The 19,256-nt window shown below is 70.8% G+C and carries 18 protein-coding genes; 7 read left to right on the top strand and 11 right to left on the bottom strand.

Going from position 1 to position 19,256, the window contains the following annotated elements; genetic code table 11:
- Positions 1 to 104: 104 nt before the first annotated feature.
- The 4 genes from ACIBO1_RS24805 to ACIBO1_RS24790 form a co-directional block, all read right to left on the bottom strand.
- The gene (locus tag ACIBO1_RS24805) at positions 105 to 515 is read right to left on the bottom strand and encodes a type II toxin-antitoxin system VapC family toxin (protein WP_396750474.1); all 411 of its coding nucleotides are present in this window, start codon (positions 513 to 515) and stop codon (positions 105 to 107) included.
- A complete protein-coding gene (locus ACIBO1_RS24800; protein ID WP_199714641.1) occupies positions 512 to 790 on the bottom strand; it encodes a type II toxin-antitoxin system Phd/YefM family antitoxin in 279 nt (92 codons plus the stop codon). The genes ACIBO1_RS24805 and ACIBO1_RS24800 overlap by 4 nt, the downstream gene beginning before the upstream one ends.
- Positions 791 to 879: 89 nt before the next feature.
- Complete coding sequence (locus ACIBO1_RS24795; protein WP_396750472.1) at positions 880 to 4,467, bottom strand: AAA domain-containing protein; 3,588 nt, start codon at positions 4,465 to 4,467, stop codon at positions 880 to 882.
- A complete protein-coding gene (locus ACIBO1_RS24790; protein WP_396750470.1) occupies positions 4,467 to 4,844 on the bottom strand; it encodes a hypothetical protein in 378 nt (125 codons plus the stop codon). The genes ACIBO1_RS24795 and ACIBO1_RS24790 overlap by 1 nt, the downstream gene beginning before the upstream one ends.
- 212 nt (positions 4,845 to 5,056) lie before the next feature.
- Between ACIBO1_RS24790 and ACIBO1_RS24785 the strand changes: the two genes are divergently transcribed.
- Positions 5,057 to 5,785: an EcsC family protein gene (locus ACIBO1_RS24785; RefSeq protein WP_396750468.1), complete on the top strand. Its 729-nt coding sequence runs from the start codon at positions 5,057 to 5,059 to the stop codon at positions 5,783 to 5,785.
- Positions 5,786 to 5,944: 159 nt separating this feature from the next.
- On the top strand, positions 5,945 to 6,751 hold the full coding sequence (locus tag ACIBO1_RS24780; RefSeq protein WP_396750466.1) for a hypothetical protein: 807 nt from the start codon (positions 5,945 to 5,947) through the stop codon (positions 6,749 to 6,751).
- A 70-nt stretch (positions 6,752 to 6,821) separates the two neighbouring features.
- Here ACIBO1_RS24780 and ACIBO1_RS24775 read toward each other — a convergent pair whose 3' ends face one another.
- The 4 genes from ACIBO1_RS24775 to ACIBO1_RS24760 all read right to left on the bottom strand — a co-directional run bounded on the left by ACIBO1_RS24775 (position 6,822) and on the right by ACIBO1_RS24760 (position 11,512).
- Positions 6,822 to 9,017 (bottom strand): DUF4153 domain-containing protein, encoded by a 2,196-nt coding sequence (locus tag ACIBO1_RS24775; protein ID WP_396750464.1) that lies wholly within the window; start codon positions 9,015 to 9,017, stop codon positions 6,822 to 6,824.
- A 99-nt stretch (positions 9,018 to 9,116) separates the two neighbouring features.
- Entirely contained in the window at positions 9,117 to 9,812 is a 696-nt protein-coding gene (locus ACIBO1_RS24770; protein ID WP_396750462.1) for a dihydrofolate reductase family protein, read from the bottom strand.
- Between the two features lie 69 nt (positions 9,813 to 9,881).
- Positions 9,882 to 11,138 (bottom strand): RNA polymerase sigma factor, encoded by a 1,257-nt coding sequence (locus ACIBO1_RS24765; protein WP_396750552.1) that lies wholly within the window; start codon positions 11,136 to 11,138, stop codon positions 9,882 to 9,884.
- Between the two features lie 2 nt (positions 11,139 to 11,140).
- On the bottom strand, positions 11,141 to 11,512 hold the full coding sequence (locus tag ACIBO1_RS24760; protein ID WP_396750460.1) for a YciI family protein: 372 nt from the start codon (positions 11,510 to 11,512) through the stop codon (positions 11,141 to 11,143).
- Positions 11,513 to 11,798: 286 nt separating this feature from the next.
- Between ACIBO1_RS24760 and ACIBO1_RS24755 the strand changes: the two genes are divergently transcribed.
- On the top strand, positions 11,799 to 12,068 hold the full coding sequence (locus ACIBO1_RS24755) for a hypothetical protein (protein WP_396750458.1): 270 nt from the start codon (positions 11,799 to 11,801) through the stop codon (positions 12,066 to 12,068).
- Complete coding sequence (locus ACIBO1_RS24750) at positions 12,068 to 13,105, top strand: hypothetical protein (RefSeq protein WP_396750456.1); 1,038 nt, start codon at positions 12,068 to 12,070, stop codon at positions 13,103 to 13,105. The genes ACIBO1_RS24755 and ACIBO1_RS24750 overlap by 1 nt, the downstream gene beginning before the upstream one ends.
- A gap of 3 nt (positions 13,106 to 13,108) precedes the next feature.
- Here ACIBO1_RS24750 and ACIBO1_RS24745 read toward each other — a convergent pair whose 3' ends face one another.
- Positions 13,109 to 14,272 (bottom strand): hypothetical protein, encoded by a 1,164-nt coding sequence (locus tag ACIBO1_RS24745; RefSeq protein ID WP_396750454.1) that lies wholly within the window; start codon positions 14,270 to 14,272, stop codon positions 13,109 to 13,111.
- Positions 14,269 to 14,793, bottom strand: a complete 525-nt coding sequence (locus tag ACIBO1_RS24740; RefSeq protein ID WP_396750452.1) for a SigE family RNA polymerase sigma factor — start codon at positions 14,791 to 14,793, stop codon at positions 14,269 to 14,271. The genes ACIBO1_RS24745 and ACIBO1_RS24740 overlap by 4 nt, the downstream gene beginning before the upstream one ends.
- Before the next feature lie 137 nt (positions 14,794 to 14,930).
- On the opposite strand from ACIBO1_RS24740, the gene ACIBO1_RS24735 reads away from it, so the two are divergent.
- From ACIBO1_RS24735 to ACIBO1_RS24725, 3 genes are read left to right on the top strand one after another with little or no spacing between them, the layout of a single operon-like run.
- Positions 14,931 to 15,302 carry a GntR family transcriptional regulator gene (locus ACIBO1_RS24735; protein ID WP_396750450.1) on the top strand — a complete coding sequence of 124 codons (372 nt, stop codon included), beginning with the start codon at positions 14,931 to 14,933 and terminating at the stop codon, positions 15,300 to 15,302.
- Positions 15,299 to 16,210: an ABC transporter ATP-binding protein gene (locus ACIBO1_RS24730; protein ID WP_396750448.1), complete on the top strand. Its 912-nt coding sequence runs from the start codon at positions 15,299 to 15,301 to the stop codon at positions 16,208 to 16,210. Before ACIBO1_RS24735 ends, ACIBO1_RS24730 begins: the two co-directional genes overlap by 4 nt.
- On the top strand, positions 16,207 to 16,899 hold the full coding sequence (locus ACIBO1_RS24725; RefSeq protein WP_396750446.1) for an ABC transporter permease: 693 nt from the start codon (positions 16,207 to 16,209) through the stop codon (positions 16,897 to 16,899). Before ACIBO1_RS24730 ends, ACIBO1_RS24725 begins: the two co-directional genes overlap by 4 nt.
- 116 nt (positions 16,900 to 17,015) lie before the next feature.
- Here the strand turns inward: ACIBO1_RS24725 and ACIBO1_RS24720 are convergent, their stop codons facing one another.
- Positions 17,016 to 19,184: a carbohydrate-binding module family 20 domain-containing protein gene (locus ACIBO1_RS24720; protein WP_396750444.1), complete on the bottom strand. Its 2,169-nt coding sequence runs from the start codon at positions 19,182 to 19,184 to the stop codon at positions 17,016 to 17,018.
- Positions 19,185 to 19,256: the final 72 nt, after the last annotated feature.

The following is a 19,256-nucleotide window of genomic DNA, read 5'->3' as shown; positions in this document are numbered from 1 at the left end:
GATATCCCCAACCGAGGGTGCAAGGTCGCAGAACGCAGGCTACGGGCCGACGCCGCGGCCACGCGGTGGCCGGACTCTGTGCGGGGTGATGATGGATTCGTGCGTCAGTTCTGGCCGGGGCTTGCTACGGGTAGCCCTGCTTCCTTGGCACAAGCGAGCAGCCGCCGGTCGTAGGTGACGAAGGCGGTGAGTGCCGTGCCGGACTCGTTGGTCAGCACCTGGGCGGTGGCTAGGTGGATGGCGTCGAGGCTGCGAAGCGTCGGCTCGGCGAAGGCGGCCGCAGTGGCACGGATCGTGCTGTCGATCTCCAGCCGGAACAGTCGTCCGACAGCAGCCGGCACTCCGATCAACGCCTGCGGAGCTGATCGGCGGAGCGCTCTGGGTACTTCCACCTCGACGAGCGCGGAGGAGACCAGCGGCACGTCGTCGTGCTCGTTGAGCCAGGAGACGAGGTCGGCGCTGCATGCTTCCTGCCGCACCAGCTTGATGACGGCGGCGGAGTCGAGATAGATCACCAGCGCTCCTCGTCACGCATCGCAGCGAGCGAGGCGGCCACGTCCACACTCTCGTCGCCGAGCTTCGGAGGAAGTGGGACAGAGCCCCCGCCGGTGGGGGCGACTGCCCGCCCTGCCGCTACCAGCTTGGCCAGAATCGACCTGTCGTCACCTACCGGAACAAGTCGGGCGATCGGGTGTCCACGATCGGTGATCTCGACGGTCTCCCCGCCACTCACCCGAGCCAACACCTGGCTCGTGTTCTGGTTCAGCTCCCGGACACCGATGCGTTCCATGGACCCAAGTGTAGAACCAGATGTTCTACGCATTTAGCTCCTGGCGTAACCCGGGCTGTCTCTTCGCTGACCAGGGAGATCATCGAGATCTAGGCCATGGCGGCTGGCCGGCGGGCTACGTAGTCAGCCAACTCTGCCGCCACCTGCTCCGGCTCCGAGAGGCAGCGCCAGGCGGGCACCCGACGGACAGGTGCGGAAGTACGTGTCACATCGAGTCGGGCGAGCGCCCGGCGCAGTCCCCGGCCGTCGGGATCGCCCATCGGATCGTCGACGACGACGGCCAGTTCGGCATCTCCGCGCCCAACCATGAAGTCGACAGCCTGCCCGGCCACGGCAACGCCACGGCGCACGGTGAGACCGCTGCCCCGTAGAGCGAGGTGCAGTCGGTCCGCTGGCACCGCCGGGGCGTCCGGTTGGGCGTCGGCGACATCATGAACCAGCGCCAAGGCGGTCAGCAGGCCGCGTTGACCCGACCACCACGACCGATCACCGACCACGACGAGCTGGGACTTTGCCCGGGTGATGGCGACGTTCCACAGATTGGTCTGGTGAACCAGCCAGCCCCGGGTGCGGTCCGGAATGCCGTGCGCCCCGACCGGCGAGACGACCATGATGTCTCGTTCGCTGCCCTGGAATTTGTGGATCGTCGCGCAGAGCAGGTTGTCGGTGAGGCCGGCGTCGCGCAGGGCTGCAGCCAGGCGACGCTGGTGTGCGGCAAGCGGCGTGACCACCCCGATCGAGACGTCGGGGTACGCGGCCCGCAGTCCCGCCACCTCGGCGACGACCGCGTCGATCTCAATCTGGTTGAGCCCGGACCCGGTTGCGCCACGGCTGAACTGCCCGGGCACGTCGCGCCAACGGACTGCCGGATCGGCCGCAGCGGCCAGCCGATTCGGATCCGTCAACACCGTGAGCCGACCCTGATAGACCTCCCGGTTCGGCACCTTCACGATGTCCGGGTGGCACCGGTAGTGCTCGTCGAGGAGATGCGCCGTACCCGCAGCGGTGGCGAGCGCGTCGTACGCGGAGTGCGCTGTGTAGATCAGCCGGCGGGTGGTGAGCCAACCCGTGCTCAGGTCGGCTCGGGCGCGTTCGGCGACGTCGTCGCTCTCCGGCAGGTCCACGACGGGTGCGAGCTGGCGAGGGTCGCCGATGAGAAGGGCACGCTTAGCGCGATAGAGCATGGGCAGGATCGCGGGAATTGTGCACTGTGCCGCCTCGTCGATGACCACGAGGTCGTACATTGCGGGGGTTCTCTTCAGTCTCCGGGCGGAGAGGGCGGTCACGGCCCAGCCTGGCAGCACTCGGAGCAACTCCGGGAAGTACGCCCAACTGTCCGACTGGGGCTTGGCCATCTCATCGGCCCGGTCCTGGAGCAGCCGTGCTCCCGCAGCCACCCGCCGGGCGATCTGGGCCCGCAGCACATCGATGCTCAGCGCGGGCCGTTCAGTGCCGATCAGGGCGACCAGGCGCTGCCACGAGACGTCGGCGTCGGGCAGCTCAGCGAGGCGCCGTCGACCGTCACGCCAGCGCAGCTCGACCACCGCCCGATCGGCGAGCGCCTGGACGGCGTACCGGTCCGCCAACTGATACGACCGCAGCCGCCACCGGTACCACCACCCGAACCACCTGCTGGCGAGGGCCCGGTCGGTCAGCTGAACGAGATGCGCCAGCGTCGCGTCGTCGGCGGGCAGTGGTGCCGCACCGACGGCGGGGTCGATCCCCCGCTCAGCGGCCAGCTCTGCGAGGTCACGTTCGAGCAGCCGACGTTCGTCTAACTCCTTACGGAGGCTGGCTGCCTCTTCGTTCACGAGTCGCAGCTCATGGCGGGGCGTCTGGTCTTCGGGGGAGGGCCGCTCGACCGGTGGATACGCCGCCAGGATGTCGGCGAGATGCTTCGGCTCCTGCATACGGTGGTCCTTGTTGCCCGTACGCAGCAGCAGACCCGGGCCGATCAGCTCGGTCACCTTCTCAAGCACCGAGTTGACGGCCTGGTTGCTGGTGGAGCCGATCAGCACGCTCTGGCCGGCGGCGGTGGCGGTGGCCAGCAGCGCCGTGACGAGCTGACTCTTGCCGGTGCCCGGCGGCCCCTGGGCCACGGTCAATGGCTGTGACATCGCCGCCTGGATGATCTCTTCCTGTGCCTCGTTCGTCGCGCTCATCGCCACCGTCGTGACCTGTGCCGCCGCTGCCTCGTCCGGGCGGACCGCCAGTGCAGCCAGCGCCGTCCTCTCGATGAGTCGAGGATTTTTGATCATGCCCCGCAGATCGTCGACGAGCTGCCGTTGCGGCGACTCGGCGGCGTCAACGGTGTACAGGATGGCGGCGTTCTGCACCCCGTTCACGGGCCCCGGCCGGATGGTGCCGCCGAGCGTGGCCGGGTCCAACTCGGTCACCGGGCTCAACCCGAATGTCTTCACGAGCACGTCGACGGTGGCGGCGAGGGAGGCGGGGTCGCCCGGTGCGAACGCCTGCTCGACGCGGAGCCGTAGCTCGTCGGACTCCACCTCGGACAGTTGGAACAGATCGACGAGTGCGGCGCTGGGGCGGGGCGGGAACGAGGCGTGCAGGACGTGGTCCTCGCCGACGGTGACATCACAGACCAGCAGCGGAGTGAGCCGGAGTGGCTTCTGCCGGGCCGACCGAACTGCGACGACGGGATAGCCGTACTGCATCTCCCTGCCGTCGGCGCGAGCCTGGGCGGCGAGTTTCACCGCCGCACCGCCCAGTTGGACTGGCGTTTCCGAGGTGAAGACGGCCTCAGCCCCGGGCGGTGCCGTGACGTACGTCCTGCTTGCTTGCGGATCGATGAACGACTGCAGCACGGTCGACCGTTGCATGCAGTTGATGTAGTAGGTCACCAGTCGGCGCCACTGGTCCGCATCGAACGGTGCCTCGTCCGCCGGGCTCGTCGTGACGATCGTGACCTGCCGTGCCGCGGCAGTGGACCCCGGAGCTGCTATCAGCCGGATCGGCTCGGTGACGCCCTCACTCGACTCGACCGGAGTGTGCTGGCGGCGTCGGGCCATCTCGCTCGGGACGTACCGGGAAAGGTCGTTGGTGGTGATCCACCCATCGTCGGAAGGCCCTTCAGCGGCACCGCGCAACCCGTCGAGCAGCACCTCGGTGAAGACCGACGGGCGGTCGGGACCCTGTGCCTTCGACGCCTTCTGGTGTGTGCTGGAGGTCAGGATGAAGGTGCCGCGCTGTCGTTTGAGACGACGTGGCTCTTCGCGCACACCGCCCCGGAAGCGATGCCGGGCCGTGAACGCGCCGGAGAAACAGCAATCGAGGAGAACGACCTTCTGGCTGGCCTTGGAGTCGTTGAGCAGGTGACGCAGCATGCCATCGGTGTCGAAGGCGGTCGCGTGCAACTGCCCGCTGACCGTGTCGGTCGCTGCGAGGAACAGCGACTGGCCATCACCATGCAACATCCCATGGCCCGAGTAGTAGAGCAGGGCCAGGTCGCCGGTGCGCCGTGCCCCGTAGAACTCCTCGACGATCTGGCGGAGGTGCGCCGATGGCAGATCCAGTTCGGCGCGAGCGGTGTCGAATTCGCCGGCGCTGTCAAGCAGCGCCTTGAGCTGAGCGACGTCCTGCCGTACCGAGGGCAGGGGCGCAAGCTCACGGTCGGTGTGGCAGGTGGCGGTGCCGAGCAGCAGGGCGTGTCGGCCCATCAGGGATGGGCCCGTTCGATCGCGGCCCGCACGGTGCTGATCAGTTCGTCGGTCTGTTGGTGGGTGGGCTGATCGATGATCAACTCAATGTCGCCGACTCGCAGCTGCACACGGCGGCCGGTGTGGCGTTGCAGGAAGGCCAGCACGACGTCGACAAACGCCTGCACATAGCCGGGCTCGGTACCCGCCAGTACCGTGACGACGCCGAGCGCCAGCTCCGCGACGCCCTTCGCACCTGGAACGGCAGCGCGTTCGACGCGCTGCGCGTCACCGATCTCCCGGAGGTCGTCCGCCAGCTCGTCGGTCAGCTCACCGAGGACGAACTCGTCGTCGTCGGCGATCGGCGTGAAAGCGATCTGGATGCGGACGCGGGACATCCAACCTCCTGACTGTGTGGCGCTGACCAACCTACGGAGGAGGAGCCGTCGACATGTGCTTCTGTCAGCTATTTGATCGAAGTCCCCTACCGAAAAGGGATCTGCACTCCTCGGCGGGGCATGAAGTACTCCTATGTGGACTCATGCACTATCCTTCACGCTTGCCGTATGGGATGACACCCCTCCGATAGCTGACGCAGGAATGGAGCACTGTGGACGCGAGTGAATCCGACGCGGGCGAAAGAGGCGATGGTCCCTCCAACGTGATCGTCCGCTATTTCCAGGACCTCACCGTGAAGGTCATCGAGGATGGCGTCGGTCCGATAACCGGTTCCATCCCCTATGCGGTGGACCGTCTCGGCAAGGCCACGACGGACCTGGGTGGCCCGATCATCGAGCCCGACGGCGTGCTGCTGCGTGACCACACGAGCGAGGCGGCGATCGAGCGGGTGATCGATCGACTGGTCATGGAGGCGGTGGCGGCGTCTTCGACGAATGGGTTCGTCACCGGCCTGGGTGGTTTCGTCACCATGCCCATCACGATCCCCGCGAACATCGCCGGGTCACTGGTGATCAACGCGCGACTCGTCGGGGCGATCGCCTACCTTCGGGGCTACGACATCTCGGATCCACACGTCCAGACATTCGTCACTCTCACGACGGCAGGCGGGACGCTGGCGAGCACGCTCCACGGGGTTGGCGTCAAGATCGGGACGAAGTTGACTGCGCAAATGATCAAAGCGATCCCGATCGCCGTCATTCGGAAGATCAACGCCCAGGTCGGCTTCATGCTCCTCGCCAAGTACGGCACGCAACGGTCCGTAGTCACCCTGGCCAAGGGCATCCCGATCGCGGGGGGCATCGTCGGAGCCGGGGTGGATGCCGCTCTCACCGCTCTGGTTGGTCGCGCAGCCAAGGCGAACTTTCCGGCGTCCATCTGATGCTCCGGCCACACGGGCCAGGGAGTCATGCTGGCAGAGCGAGTGCCGTAACGGACCGCCGGTGTCCGGGTCGGGACAGAGCGCGCCCGGGTGGCCGACGATGCCGTCATCATCGTCGATATCCACCCCTCGCACGACTCGCGTCTGAACGGAGAAACGATGCGGACGCACGCCCGACTGCGGTCCATCGCCACACTGGCCGCCGCCCTGGTCGCCACGCTCACCGCCGCCCTGCTGCCGGCCGCGCCGGCTCTCGCGCTGCCCTCGGGCACCGGCTGGTCGGCGTCGTGGAACTACTACCACCCCACCGCCTACCAGTACTCCGGCACGCTGCCCGGGGTGCGCCTGACCGGGTACGCCACCGACAACGCCGGCATCTCGTCCACTGTCGGCACCATCGAGGACATCGCGGCGGACGGGCGCTGCGCCCGGGTGCTGCTCTACGCCGCCGGTGTCGGCTACATCGCCGACCGCACGGCCTGCGGCAACGGCACCTACCTGACCTACAACACCGGCACCTACAACCAGGGTCTCCTGGTGATCGTGTACCGCATGATCGACGGCACCACCACGTACGACAAGGGGTTCGACCTGTTCATCCCGGCCTCGGCCACGGACTCCGGGCTGCGGACGGTCGGCACCGGCGCGAGCTGGTCGTACTACACCTCGACCGCCTTCCAGTACGCGATCACCCGCGACGGCGTCAGCTCGGTGGGCTACGGCGCACACCAGTCCGGTGACCTGCGCTCCTCGCTGAGCACCGTGGAGAAGACCGCCGGCACGGCGGGCTGCGCCTCCGGCAAGGTCACCGGCGGTACGACGGTCAGCGGCAGCACCTGCGTCAACGGCGGTACGGCCTCGTTCCACCGGTTCGACCACAGCTACAACCTGGAGGCGTCCGCCTGCTACCAGCCCACCGCCGGCACCCAGCGCTGCCTGGCGGTGAACATCCCCGAGCCCTGGTGACACCGGTCGTCCCGCCACCGGCATCGCCTCGACCGGGCCGGGCCGACTCGGACCGGCCCGGTCGACGGGGTCAGCGGCGGGTCTTCGGCAGGTCGAACTGGTCGGCGCGGCGGCAGTCCCGCTGGTTGCCGATCGCCTCGGGACCCAACCGGTCGAGTACCGCCCGAGCCCGGTCGCGACCCCGGTTCCAGGCGTACCACGGGTCCGGTTCGGCCAGGTCGTCGGCGATCCAGCTCAGGGTGCACCGGCGTACCGGGTCGGGCAGGGCGGCCAGCGCGGGCGTGGCGTCGGCCGAGAGCGCCCGCAGATACCAGGCGTCGATCCGGCCGGTCTCCTGGTAGCGGTCGATGTTGCGGCGGGCCACGTAGTCCTCGGGGTTGAGCGCCGCCAGCCCCAGCAGCATCACCACCGCGAGCGCCGTGGTGAGCCGGGGGATCCAGCCGCCGCGCCACCGGACGCCGGCCACCAGGACCATCAGGAAGACGGCTCCGAGAAGCAGCTCGAACGCCATCACGAAGACGCGCTCGCCGGTGAAGCTGTAGACCTTCTGGTAGGTCCACATCCGCGACAGTGCCGACACCACGATCACCACGCTCAACGCGCTGAGCAGGCCGAGCAGGATGCGCAGCAGCAGCCGGTCGCGCGGGGTGTCCCGGCGGGCCCAGCGGGTCACCCCGCCGAGGACCGCCAACGTCAGCACGGTCACCGCGACCAACTGCCAGAAGCCGCTGCGGGCGTACTCGGCGTAGCTGAGGCCGGTGGTCGACAGCACGTGCCGTTGCCCGCCGAACAGGACGGTGAACTGCACCAGCACGAAGCCGCCGAAGAGGGCGGTCAGGGCGGCGATCGGCGGGGCCCACTCGACCAGGCTGAGCCGCCGGGCGGTGGGCCGGTCCACCAGGGACAGGTCCGGTGGCGCCGCGAGTGTGAAGAGCGCGGCCACCGCGATCAGGCCACCGACGGCGGCCAGGAACAGCCACCGGACCACCCCGCCGGCACTGACCTCGGGGACGAGGACGCCGAGTGCCTGGGAGAAGGCGGCGTCGGCGGAGGAGAGCAACGCACCGAAGACGACCAGGACGGCCACGGTGGCGGCGACCGAGCCGACGACACGGCGGGTGGTGCCGTCGCCGCCGGGCGCCCGGACGTGGGCGCGCACCCACGGCAGTCCGCGCAGCGCGGCGAGCGGGGCGGCGCCCAGGCTGAACAGGATCGAGCGCATCCGCCGTCCGCCGACTATCGCCAGGGCCGCGCAGCACAGCGCCGCGAGCACGCAGAACGTCACCAGCCACCAGGCGTTGCGGAAGGCCAGCACCGCGAGCAGCGCCAGGGCGGCACCGGCCCAGCCGGCCCGGACCCACCGCTCGGCCCTGGGCAGGTCGGCGGTGTGTCGGCGGACGGCGACCAGCACCCCGGCGGTCAGCACCAGCCAACCGAGGAACCAACCGACGCCGGTACGCCCCAACGGCACGAACGCGGCCACCCCCAGTGCCCCGGCCAGGACCGCCAGCGGGGTGGCCCGATCCCGGGCCGGGGCCGGGCCGGGCCACGCCCGGTCCAGGAACGACGGTTGGAGTGGCCGGGACCGGAAGTCGTACGGCGAGCCGGGCATCCGGTAGCCGGGCGCGGGCGGCACGGGAACGCCGGGCAGCGCCGCCGATGGTGCCGCACCGGGAACCCGCTGGCCCGCCGCTGCCGTCTCCGGAGTCCGTTGTGCTGGTGGTGATGCCGCCTTCGAGACCGGCTCGGTCGGCGGAGAGGACTCCGGAACCTGCGTCGTCGACGACACCGCCGGGCCCGACGGAGCCGGAGCCGCCGCCTCCGGGCGAGGGGACGGGTCCGGGCTCTGTCGGCCCGCCGCCTCGGCACTCCGCTGGGCCGGCGCGGTCACCGCCGGAGCCGGGAGGTACGGGGGAGTCCCGGGCGGGGGAGTGGAGCCGACCGGGGTGGAGACCGTCGCGGCGGCCGGGGGCGGGGTCGCCGAAGCGGCCACCGTCGAGGTGCCCGGGGCGGTGGCGGCCGGGTCGTCGTCGGTCGCCACCAGCGGGAGGAAGATCGCGTACCCCCGGGTGCCCGGCGGCACGGTCACCGGGATGGCCCAGGCGGGCTGGTCGGCGGCGCCGGGCCAGACGATGGGTGACAACCCGTCGGTGGGCGGCAGGACCAGCAGCCGGGGTGGCGTCCCGGTGGGACCGGCGTCGGGTGGCACAGGGATGTCGCCGGGTTCCTCGGTCGGGAAACGCTCGGCGGGTGGCGGCTCGGACACCGCGCCCTCCTCGATGGACGAATTGCCGTCACTCTAAGGGCGGTACACCTCTGCGCGTTGCCCCCTCTGCCCGGGATGCGGCGACCCGTCGGCCCACGCTCACTCGGGCGTGCCGGTGCCCCGGCCCCGGTCGTCCAGGACCAGCGGAGCGCGGCCGCGTACGGCGTACCGGATGTGGGTGACCTCGGGGGTGGGCACCACCCGGATGGGGGACATCTCGATCGCCTCGAAGTCGTCCAGGCCCAGGTCGGGGTCGAACAGGCGCAGGCCGTCGCCGAGCACCACCGGCACCACGTGCAGTTCCACCTCGTCCAGCAGACCGGCCCGCAGCACCTGCCGGACCAGGCTGCCGCCGCCGGCCACCGCCACGTCCCTGTCGCCGGCCGCCTCGCGGGCCTGTGCCACGGCGGCGGCCACCCCGTCGGTGACGTAGGTGAAGCTGGTGCCGCCCTGGCGCAGCAGCGTCGGGCGGGGCCGGTGGGTCACCACGAAGACCGGGGCCCGGAACGGCGGCTCGTCGCCCCACGGCACCTCACCGCCGTCGGCCATCCGCCGCCCCATCACGTACGCGCCGGCCGCGCCGAACGACTCGGCGACGATCTCCGAGTTCACGTCGTGCTCGCCACCGGCGAATCCCTGCCGTTCGCGCCACGACATCGCGGCGGTGACCCAGCGGGTGACCCGGAAGAAGCCGTGGCTCTCCGCCGAGTGCATCCAGTCGCCGGTCCCGTCGTGTCGTGGGCCGGCGTAGCAGCCGTCCAGCGACACCGACAGTTGCGCGGTCACCTTGGTCATCTCCGTACCTCCGTAGTCTGCGGCGGGCACCCGCCGCTCACCGGTGGATCGGAGCCGGACCGGCCGCTTCTACCGATCGTCGCTGTGTCCTGGGTCACTCTCGCAGCGGGCGGCGCGGCGCAGCAGGTGCCGCCGTTCGGCGTCGTTGCCGGCGAGGTCGGCCGCCCGACGCCAGGCCACCGCCGCGGAGCTCCGGTCGCCGGCCAGCTCCAGCAGGTGGGCGCGGACCGCGTACCGCCGGTGATGGCCGGCGAGCAGGCCCGACTCCACCTCGGCCAGCAGCGCCAACCCGGCCTCGGGCCCGCGCACCATACCCACCGCCACCGCCCGGTTCAGCGTCGCCACCGGGTTGGGCGCCATCCGCTCCAGCACCTCATAGAGGGCGAGGACCTGCGGCCAGTCGGTCTCCTCGGTGTGCGGTGCCTCGGTGTGCACCGCGGCGATGGCGGCCTGCACCTGGTACGGGCCCGGCGGCGAGGTGGCGAGGCTGTGCGCGACCAGCGCGCAGCCCTCGGCGATCGCCGCCCGGTCCCACCGCCGACGGTCCTGCTCGGCCAGCGGCACCAGGTCGCCGTCGGGGCCGACCCGGGCCGCCGCTCGCGCCTCGGTCAACAGCATCAACGCGAGCAGCCCGGCGGTCTCGCCGTCGTCCGGCAGCCGCTCGTGCAACCGCCGGGTCAGCCGCAGCGCCTGCCGGGTCAGGTCGGCCCGGCGCAGCTCGGGGCCGCTGCTGGCGCTGTATCCCTCGTTGAACATCAGGTACAGCACATGCCGGACCACGGCCAGCCGACGGCCCTGTTCCGCCGTCTGCGGCGGGGCGAACCGTGCGCCCGCCTCGCGCAGCCGCTGTTTGGCCCGCACGATCCGCTGCCCCATGGTCTTCTCCGGCACCAGGAAGGCGGCGGCGACCTCGGCGGTGGTGAGCCCGCCGACGGCCCGCAGGGTGAGAGCGAGCTGCGCCGGTGCGGGCAGTGCCGGGTGGCAGCAGAGCAGGAACAACTCCAGCAGGTCGTCGCGGGGCGGCGCGGTGGCGTCCGGTGGCGGCGCGACGAGCGCGTCCCGCGGCAGGGCGTCATGGGCGGTCCGTTCCCGGCGTGTCCGGGCCGCCTCGGCGCGGACCTGGTCGACGTACCGGCGGGCGGCCACGGTGTGCAGCCAGCCCGACGGATGCTCCGGTACGCCCTCGCGCGGCCACGCCTCGACGGCGGCGACCAGTGCCTCCTGGACCGCGTCCTCTGCGGTGGCGAAGTCGCCGTAGCGGCGTACCAGGGTGCCCAGCACCTGCGGGGCGAGGCGGCGCAGCAGGTCGACGGTGGCCTCGTCCAGGCTCAGCTCCCGGCCCCGTCCTGGGTCATCAGCGGCCAGATCTCCAGACCGCCGCCGATTCCCGTGCCCATCCGCAGCCCCGGATACGACCGGGCGATCTCCAGCGCGCGCTGCTCACTGTCCACGTCGACCACGAAGTACGACCCGACGTACTCCTTGGCCTCCAGGTACGGCCCGTCGGTCACGACCGGCGCGGCGTCGACCATGCGGACCGCCCGGGGGCGGGTTTCCAGGCCCTGCGAGTCCACCAGTTCGCCGGAGTCGCGCAGCGCCTGGTTGAAGGCGTCCACCTCGCCGATCAGCGTGGCCAGGTCGCCGTCCGGCAGGCTGCCCCAGACCTCTTCGTTGCCGTAGATCAACATCAGGTACTTCATGCGCCATCCTCATAATGATCGATATGTCCGTAAATAGACAGGACAACGGGTCCTCTCCTGACGCACTGTTGTAGCAGGTGGAGAGGCTGCGGACGGCGGACCACGTCCGACTGGACCGCCCGGTGGACCGGGCGGATGCCCGCCCCGCCCGACAGCGACGTCGCCACCGTCATCACGCCGAATTCTCCACCGGACGGGTACCTGCCCGCTCGGGCCGTCGCCGCACCTCCCACCGGCCGACGGGGCAGCCCGCCGGTCACCGCGATCGAGCCAGGAAGGAGCTGCCATGGCCGCTCCCACCGTCACCGCCGCCCTCAACGCGAGCACCTACGCCCCTGGGGCACAGATGCTGCTCACCGTCACCTACGGCGATCCGGACACCAAGACGCTCACCGTCACCGTCGTGGTCACCGACGCGCAGGGCAACAGCAGCGCGCCGGCCAAGGTCACCGCCGTCATCGACCCGCTCACCGTCACCGTCACCGACGCCTCCGGCCGCACCTGGACACGGGTGTCGGACAACGGCGCGGTGGCCGTGTACCGGGCGGTGGCGTGATGACCCGGGTCACCGTCACCGTGCGCGACTCCACCGGTCAGGCCGCCAGCGCCTCCGTCGACTACGCGATCACGCCGCCCGTGCTCGGCGGCTACTACCTGGCCGGGAACGCCGACCCGACCGCCGACATGGCCGGCGGCAACTTCCGGTCGCTGACCCAGTACCGCAGCTTCGCCGACAGCTACGTCTTCCCCGGGTACAACCGGCCGTGGCTGGTCACTCTCGGCCGTGGCGGGATCCAGATCAACATGGTGCTGGAGCTCAAGCACTACGGGGCGGCCGACACCGGTGCGCAGACGTTCACCGTCGACGGGGTCCGCTACGTCGTGCCCGCCCCGGCGATGACCATCCAACAGCGTCCCGGCGCGGTCTGGCCCAAGGCGTACGGCTACGGCCAGGTGCTCGCCGGGCAGTGCGACGGACTCTTCGCCCGGGCGCTGTCGCAGTACCGGACGATGGGGTTCGGGGTGAACATCCAGCTCGCCTCCGAGTTGGACACCGACCACGAGTTCGGCACCACCGAGTCCGGCCGGGCGTACACCTGGGCGGAGTCGGACGTGCGTGCGGTGCAGGCGATGACCTACATCGTGAACTGGTTCCGGGCCAAGTCGCTGCCGCAGGGCACCACCTTCTCGGTCGGTCTCGGCGGCTTCGACCGGCCCTGTTTCCAGCGCACCCACCCGGAGTCGCTGATGTCGCGGCTCGACTTCCTCCAGTGGAACGTCTATGCCACCAGCGCCTCGCACACCGCGCTGGACCGGTTCCGTCGGACCAAGGACTGGGCCGTGGCCGACCTCGGCCCGGTGGCCCTGGCCCGCCCGGTACTCATCGCCGAGTGGGGCGTACGCGCCGCCGAGATCCCCGACCAGCCGGCCTGGATCGCCACCGTGCCGGCCGCCATCGCCCGGCTCAACGCCGAGCGGGGCCCGTTCATCGTCCGGACCAACTACTTCAACTCGGGCTGGGGCACGCTCAGCCCGAAGGCGCCCGGACTGGCCGCCCTCCGGGCCGCGTACGCCCGTCCTCCGTACGCCTGACCGTCACCGGGCGGGCGGCGGGCCGAGCAGATCGGTGAGCGCGTCGAGCAGCGGCGCGGTGACCTGGGTGTTGACGCTCCAGAGACGCCGGGCGCTTTGGCACGGGGTGTGCCGGACCCAGAATTCGGCCGTGGCGCCGGTCGCGTCGGCCACGGTCAGCGTGTCGAACGCGGTGGGCGCGGGATAGCCCGGCCACTCGCCGCAGTCGCTGCTCTTGGCCTTCCGGTCGAACGTGTCGTTGAGCACCGGGCGCAGGTCGTCGGCTCCCGCGCGCCGCCGTTCCTGCCGGACCAGTTCGGCGGTGCCATCGGCCACCTCGTACCGGCAGGCGGTGACCTCGACCAGCGGGGTCGGCAGGACTGTCACGTAACGGTCGCTGTTGTTGAGTTGGATCCGGTCCGGCGGCCCGGGGTTGGACGGCTTGCTCCGTACCCGGTCGGCGGGGATCGTGGCCGGGCAGTCCGGGGTGGTGATCGTGGCCGGGTCGGTGGTCACGGCGAGCTGCTCCCGGTACCGGTCGAGGAACGTCGAGAAGACCTCGAAGTCGGCTCCCCGCCCGTGGGTGGCGGTGACCGCCACATGGCAGGCGCCGCTCATCCAGACCGTCACCGGCTCGCGGTCGGGGTAGCGCAGTATCAGCACCGTCTCGCCGTCGACCCCTGGTGCGGTGCACATGATCTGCCCGGCCGGCAGTGGTCGCCCCGCTCGGTCCGTTGGTCTGAGCGGCTGGGCGTTGAGCAACCGGACGATCTCGTCCACCCCGGTGGTGAGGGTCCGCGGGCCGGGGTGCTCCTGCCCGATCCCCGGAGGGCCGACCTGCACCTGGCAGTTGGTGATCTCGACCGCGCCGGGTGGGACGAGTGGCTCGTCGTCGCCGTAGCGCACGGCGTCCAGGTCGGGCTGCCCGGCGAGGCTGGTCGGGCAGACGACCTCGCCGATCGGTTCGGTGGTCGTCACCGGTGGGCCGCTCCGGTCCGGCGTCCACAGCGCCGGCAGGCCGACGCCGAGCGCCACGACCAGGGTCACGGCCGCCGCCGTGCCGGTGACCATCCGGCGGCGGTGCCGGCGTACCCGGGTCCCGACCTCGGCGATGCGGTCGCGCGGGGCGGGCAGCGGGGGGACGGCGTCGGCGAACAGTCGGCGGATGTCCTCGTCGTCACGGGTCACGACACGACCTTCCGTTGGGTGAACAGGTCCAGGTTCGGATCGGTACGCAGGCTGCGCAGGGCACGGGACGACTGCACCTTCACCGTGTTCGTCGAGCAGCCCAGCACCTCGGCGGTCCGCTCCACGGAGAGGTCCTCGGCGTAGCGCAGCACCACGATCGCCCGCTGTTGGCGGCTGAGTCGGGCCAGCGCCCGGCGGAGCGCGTCCCGGTCGGCCGACTCGCGGGCCGGGTCGTCCGGGACGGCCTGCTCGGGTGGTGCGGCGGACGGGACCTCGGCCCGCCACCGGCGTCGCCACCACGACACGTACGTGGTGAACAGGGCGCGTCGCAGGTACGCCTCGGGATGTCCGGCGGACACCGTCGGCCAGCGCTGCCACGCGGCGGCGAGCACGGTCTGCAACAGGTCCTCGGCCCGCCCGGCGTCGCCGGTCAGCAGCCAGGCCGACCGCAGCAGCGCGGGGGACCGGGTCGCCACGAACTCGGCGAAGCCCTCCGGCGGCGCCGGGTGTCCGTCGGTCATGCGCACCTCCCGGTACGTAGACGCGCGGACCGGGTCGGAAGGTTAACGGCCCGCACCCCGGCTTGACAGCGACACCGCTCCGGTTGCATGGTTAGTTACATGAGTAGTGAACCGGCCAACCAGGGTGGCGGACCAGGGTGGCGGACGTGATGGAGGACGGCCGACCGATCTTTCTCCAGATCGCGGAGCTGCTGGAGAACTCGATCCTGGACGGGACGCTGGCCGAGGAGGAGCAGGTGCCGTCCACGAACGAGCTGGCGGCCTTCCACCGGATCAACCCGGCGACCGCCGCCAAAGGGGTCAACAAGCTCGTCGACGACGGAACGCTCTACAAGAAACGAGGAATCGGGATGTTCGTCTCCTCCGGTGCCCGCGCCAAGCTGCGCGGTCGACGCCGTGACGAGTTCGCCCGGCAGTACGTGCAACCGCTGGTCACCGAGGCACGCAAGCTCGGCATCGACCCGGCGGAACTCAAGAGCATGATCGACAACTGGGAGGGGGAGCGATGAGCCCCGTCGTCACCGTCACCGACCTCACCAAGAAGTACCGGGGCGTCACGGCGCTGGACCGGGTCAGCTTCTCGCTCGCCGGGAACCGGATCTACGGCCTGCTGGGACGCAACGGCGCGGGCAAGACCACGCTGATGCAGATCCTCACCGCGCAGAACTTCGCCACCTCCGGCGAGGTCGCGGTCTTCGGGCAGCACCCGTACGAGAACGAGGGCGTGCTGTCCCGGATCTCGTTCATCAAGGAGAGTCAGACCTACCCGTCGAACCTCCAGGTGCGGCACGTGCTGCGGGCCGCCGCCCTGGTCCACCCCGGGTGGGACGAGCAGTTCGCGCAGCAGTTGGTCGAGGACTTCCAGCTGCCGCCGAGACGCAACGTCCGCAAACTCTCCCGGGGCATGCTCTCGGCACTGGGGATCATCGTCGGGCTGGCCTCGCGGGCACCGTTGACCTTCTTCGACGAGCCCTACCTCGGCCTGGACGCGGTGGCCCGGCAGATCTTCTACGACCGGCTGCTGGCCGACTACACCGAGCACCCCCGCACGGTCGTGCTCTCGACCCACCTCATCGACGAGGTCAGCGACCTGATCGAGCACGTGCTGCTGATCGACGCCGGACGGCTGCTGCTGGACGAGGAGGCGGAGGTCCTGCGCGGCCAGGTGCTCACCGTCGCCGGCCCGGTCGCGGCGGTGGACGAGTTCAGCCGTACCGCCACCGAACTGCACCGGGTGCTGCTCGGCGGCACGGCCCGCGCCACCGTACGCGGTGACTTCGGCCCGGCGGACCAGGAGCGGGCCCGGTCCCTGGGCCTGGCCCTGGAGGCCTCGTCGTTGCAGGACACCGTCGTACGTCTGACCACCTCGGCCGACGGGCAGGCCGCCGGCGCCACCAGCAAGGAGGCCGTCCGATGAACCGTGCCCTGACGGTCCCCCGGTTGCAGTTCGTCGCCTGGCCCAGCGTGGTCGGCTGGCCCGTGGCGATCCTCTCCCTCAGCTTCCTCATCAACCTGGCCTTCTTCGCCTCCATGGACGGGCGGGACATCGAGCAGACCACCGGTGGTCTGGCCAGCATCTACGTGATGATGTTCATCGCCTGCATCAACGTGATCACCCAGGACTTTCCGTTCGCGATCGGGCTGGGCATCTCGCGTCGCAGCTTCTACCTCGGCAACGTGCTCTCCTTCGGTGCCCAGGCGGTCGTCTATGCGGGGCTGCTCTATCTGCTCGCCGTCATCGAGGAGGCGACCGACGGCTGGGGCGTCGGCCTGACCTTCTTCGGCATCCCGTTCCTCTGGGTGGAGAACCCGGTGCTGCGGTTCCTCGGCTTCGCGATCCCGTTCCTGCTGCTCGGGTTCCTGGGGATCGCCATCGCCCTGGTGTTCAAGCGGTGGGGCGTCAACGGCATGCTCACCCTGAGCACTGCGGCGCTGGTCGTGATCGGCGGGGCCGTGGTCCTGGCGACCTGGCGCGGCTGGTGGTCGGCGATCGGTGGCTGGTTGGCCGACCAGTCGGGCGCCGCCCTGCTGGTGGGCTGGCCGGCGTTGCTCACGCTGCCGCTCGCCGTCGTCAGCTACCTGATCATCCGGCGCGCGACCCCCTGACCGTCGACGGCCCGGTGACGGACGCCCGAGGGGGGTTCGGGGGCCGTCGACCGGGCAGAACGGGGGCGGCCCCTCCCGACCGGGTGTCGGGAGGGGCCGTATGCGGTCGATCGCGGTCAGCGCCAGGTGTCGGTCAGGGTGACCGAACCGGTGGCGGTGGCGGTGCGGTTCCCGCCCGACTCCCAGACCACCTGGCCGGAGTCGGTGCGCTTGACGTACTTGTAGGAGAACGTGGTGCCGGCCGGCACGCCCAGCCCTCCGGTCCAGACCGGGTAGGCGGTCGGCGACAGCCGGACCCCCTTGGCCGGGTCCCAGCCGCCGAGCGCGGGCAGGTCACCGACGACGTAGAGGTTCTGGCCGGGCGTCGTGGTGGCGGTCGTCCGGAAGGAGACCGTGGTGGCGTCCGGCGGGTTGCTGACCTGCTGGTTCCAGGTGGCGGTCAGGGCGGTGCCGGCGGAGCCGGTGCGGTTCGGGTCGTTCTCCCACTGCACGGTGCCGTTGCCGACCTTGACCAGCTTCCACTCGAAGGCGGTGCCCGCCGGCACCGACACCGACCCGGTCCAGGTCGGGTAGCTGCCGGACGTGGTGGAGAGCTTGACGCCGTTCGCCGGGTTCCAGGAGCCGAGCGCGGGGATCGAGCCGACGACGTACACCTCCTGGCCGGGGTTGGTGGAGACGGTCGCGGTGAACCGCGTCGACCCGGCCGGGACGGACGGGCTGGCGGTCGGGGTCGGCGAGCCGGTCGGGGTCGCCGTCGGGGTCGGCGTGGCACCGTCCAGACGGGCCTCGACGTGCAGGGCGACCGCCTGGTCGGCGGCGATCGACGCGGTGAAGGCGCCACCGGTGACGGTCACCGCACCACCCGGGCAGGCTCCGGTGGACCGGTCGTACGCGCCCCGGCCGACGTTGCAGTAGCGGCCGTCCGGCAGCGAGGTGGCGAAGCTGCGGCTCCAGGTGCTGGTAGTGGCGTTGAAGGCGGCGTACCCCCGGTTGCCCCGGGCGAAGGCCAACCGCCCGTTGCCGTCGGTGACCACCGACCCGATGCCGGTGCCGGCGACCGCGTTGCGGAAGCCCGGCATGCCCGCCACCCCCGCGTTGCGGTGCTCGCAGATCCAGGCGCTGCCGGTGCAGTCGGCGGCCAGCGTGGTGCCGTTGGACGAGCTGGGCGGGCCCTGCCCGTGCACGGAACCGAACGCGTAGCTCGACATGAGCTGGGGCCGACCGTACGGGTGGGCCATCATGAACGTGTCCGCCAGGTAGTAGCGGGCGCCGCTCTTGTAGGTCAGCGTCGGGTTCTCGCGCTGGGTGTCGTGGTTGTCGACGAAGACGACCGCCTGCCCGGCGGTGAGCCCGCCGTAGTTGGGCAGGTTGCCCAACTGGGCGATGGTGCCGTCGCGGAACGCCGAGGAGACGGCGCGCTGGTAGTCGAAGTTGGTCACCCCGCCGTACGGCGCGTACGCGGTGTAGGGGATCGTCCCGTCGCCGTACACCTCGTGGAACAGGTCAGGCCGACCGCCGAACCCGGGTACGTCCCGCAACCGGTTGATGATGTCGCCCAGGTGCGCCTCCTGCACGTGCTTGGCCGCGTCCACCCGGAAGCCGGCCACGCCCAGGTCGATCACCGCGTTCATGTACTTGGCGATCTTGCGCCGCACCTCGGGGTCGGCGGTGTTCAGGTCGGCCAGGTCGAGCAGTTCGCAGTCCTGGACCTCCTGCTTGTTGCTCCAGTTGCTGATCCGCCGGTAGCAGGGCGCGAAGTCGCCGTATCCGTAGCTGTCGCCGGAACCGTCGTTGAACAGGTTGGGGTAGCTGTACTTGCCGTAGACGGTGCCGGCGCTGCCCGGGCCGCTGCCCGCCGAACCGGTGCCGCTCATGTGGTTGAGCACCATGTCCACATAGATCTTCACGCCCTGCGCGCGGCAGCGCTCGACCATGTCGACGAACTGGGCCTTGGTGCCGCGCCGGGTCGAGTCCAGCCGGTACGACACCGGCTGGTAGTCCTGCCACCACGGGTACGTGGCGCCCTCGGCGCTGGGCAGCACCACGTGCTCCTGCGGCGGGGAGACCTGCACGCCACCCCAACCCTGGGGCCCGAGGGTGCTCTCGCACTCCTGCGCGACGGAGTCCCACCGCCACTGGAACAGGTGGACGATCGCGTCGCCGTTGACGCGTACGTCGGCTGCGCTGGCCGGCGCGGTGCCGGCGGCGACGACGGTGAGACCGGCCGCGACAAGTGTCGCGGCCAGGGCCGCGGGTATCGCGGCGCGGGGACGGGGGATTCGCACGGGCCCTCCTCGGGGGACGGTCAGGCAGACGTGGTGACAGCACAGGTTCCTGCAAGCTATGCAAGAAGTTGC

This window comes from Micromonospora sp. NPDC049903 (genome assembly GCF_044460945.1).
Classification (GTDB): Bacteria; Actinomycetota; Actinomycetes; order Mycobacteriales; family Micromonosporaceae; genus Micromonospora.
This window is presented reverse-complemented; position numbering and strand designations above follow the sequence as displayed.

Excerpts from the sequence above, each read along its gene's own strand:
- ACIBO1_RS24800 (WP_199714641.1), bottom strand. The coding sequence starts at position 790 with ATGGAACGCATCGGTGTCCGGGAGCTGAACCAGAACACGAGCCAGGTG.
- ACIBO1_RS24795 (WP_396750472.1), bottom strand. The coding sequence starts at position 4,467 with ATGGGCCGACACGCCCTGCTGCTCGGCACCGCCACCTGCCACACCGAC.
- ACIBO1_RS24790 (WP_396750470.1), bottom strand. The coding sequence starts at position 4,844 with ATGTCCCGCGTCCGCATCCAGATCGCTTTCACGCCGATCGCCGACGAC.
- ACIBO1_RS24780 (WP_396750466.1), top strand. The coding sequence starts at position 5,945 with ATGCGGACGCACGCCCGACTGCGGTCCATCGCCACACTGGCCGCCGCC.
- ACIBO1_RS24770 (WP_396750462.1), bottom strand. The coding sequence starts at position 9,812 with ATGACCAAGGTGACCGCGCAACTGTCGGTGTCGCTGGACGGCTGCTAC.
- ACIBO1_RS24760 (WP_396750460.1), bottom strand. The coding sequence starts at position 11,512 with ATGAAGTACCTGATGTTGATCTACGGCAACGAAGAGGTCTGGGGCAGC.
- ACIBO1_RS24755 (WP_396750458.1), top strand. The coding sequence starts at position 11,799 with ATGGCCGCTCCCACCGTCACCGCCGCCCTCAACGCGAGCACCTACGCC.
- ACIBO1_RS24750 (WP_396750456.1), top strand. The coding sequence starts at position 12,068 with ATGACCCGGGTCACCGTCACCGTGCGCGACTCCACCGGTCAGGCCGCC.
- ACIBO1_RS24740 (WP_396750452.1), bottom strand. The coding sequence starts at position 14,793 with ATGACCGACGGACACCCGGCGCCGCCGGAGGGCTTCGCCGAGTTCGTG.
- ACIBO1_RS24730 (WP_396750448.1), top strand. The coding sequence starts at position 15,299 with ATGAGCCCCGTCGTCACCGTCACCGACCTCACCAAGAAGTACCGGGGC.
- ACIBO1_RS24725 (WP_396750446.1), top strand. The coding sequence starts at position 16,207 with ATGAACCGTGCCCTGACGGTCCCCCGGTTGCAGTTCGTCGCCTGGCCC.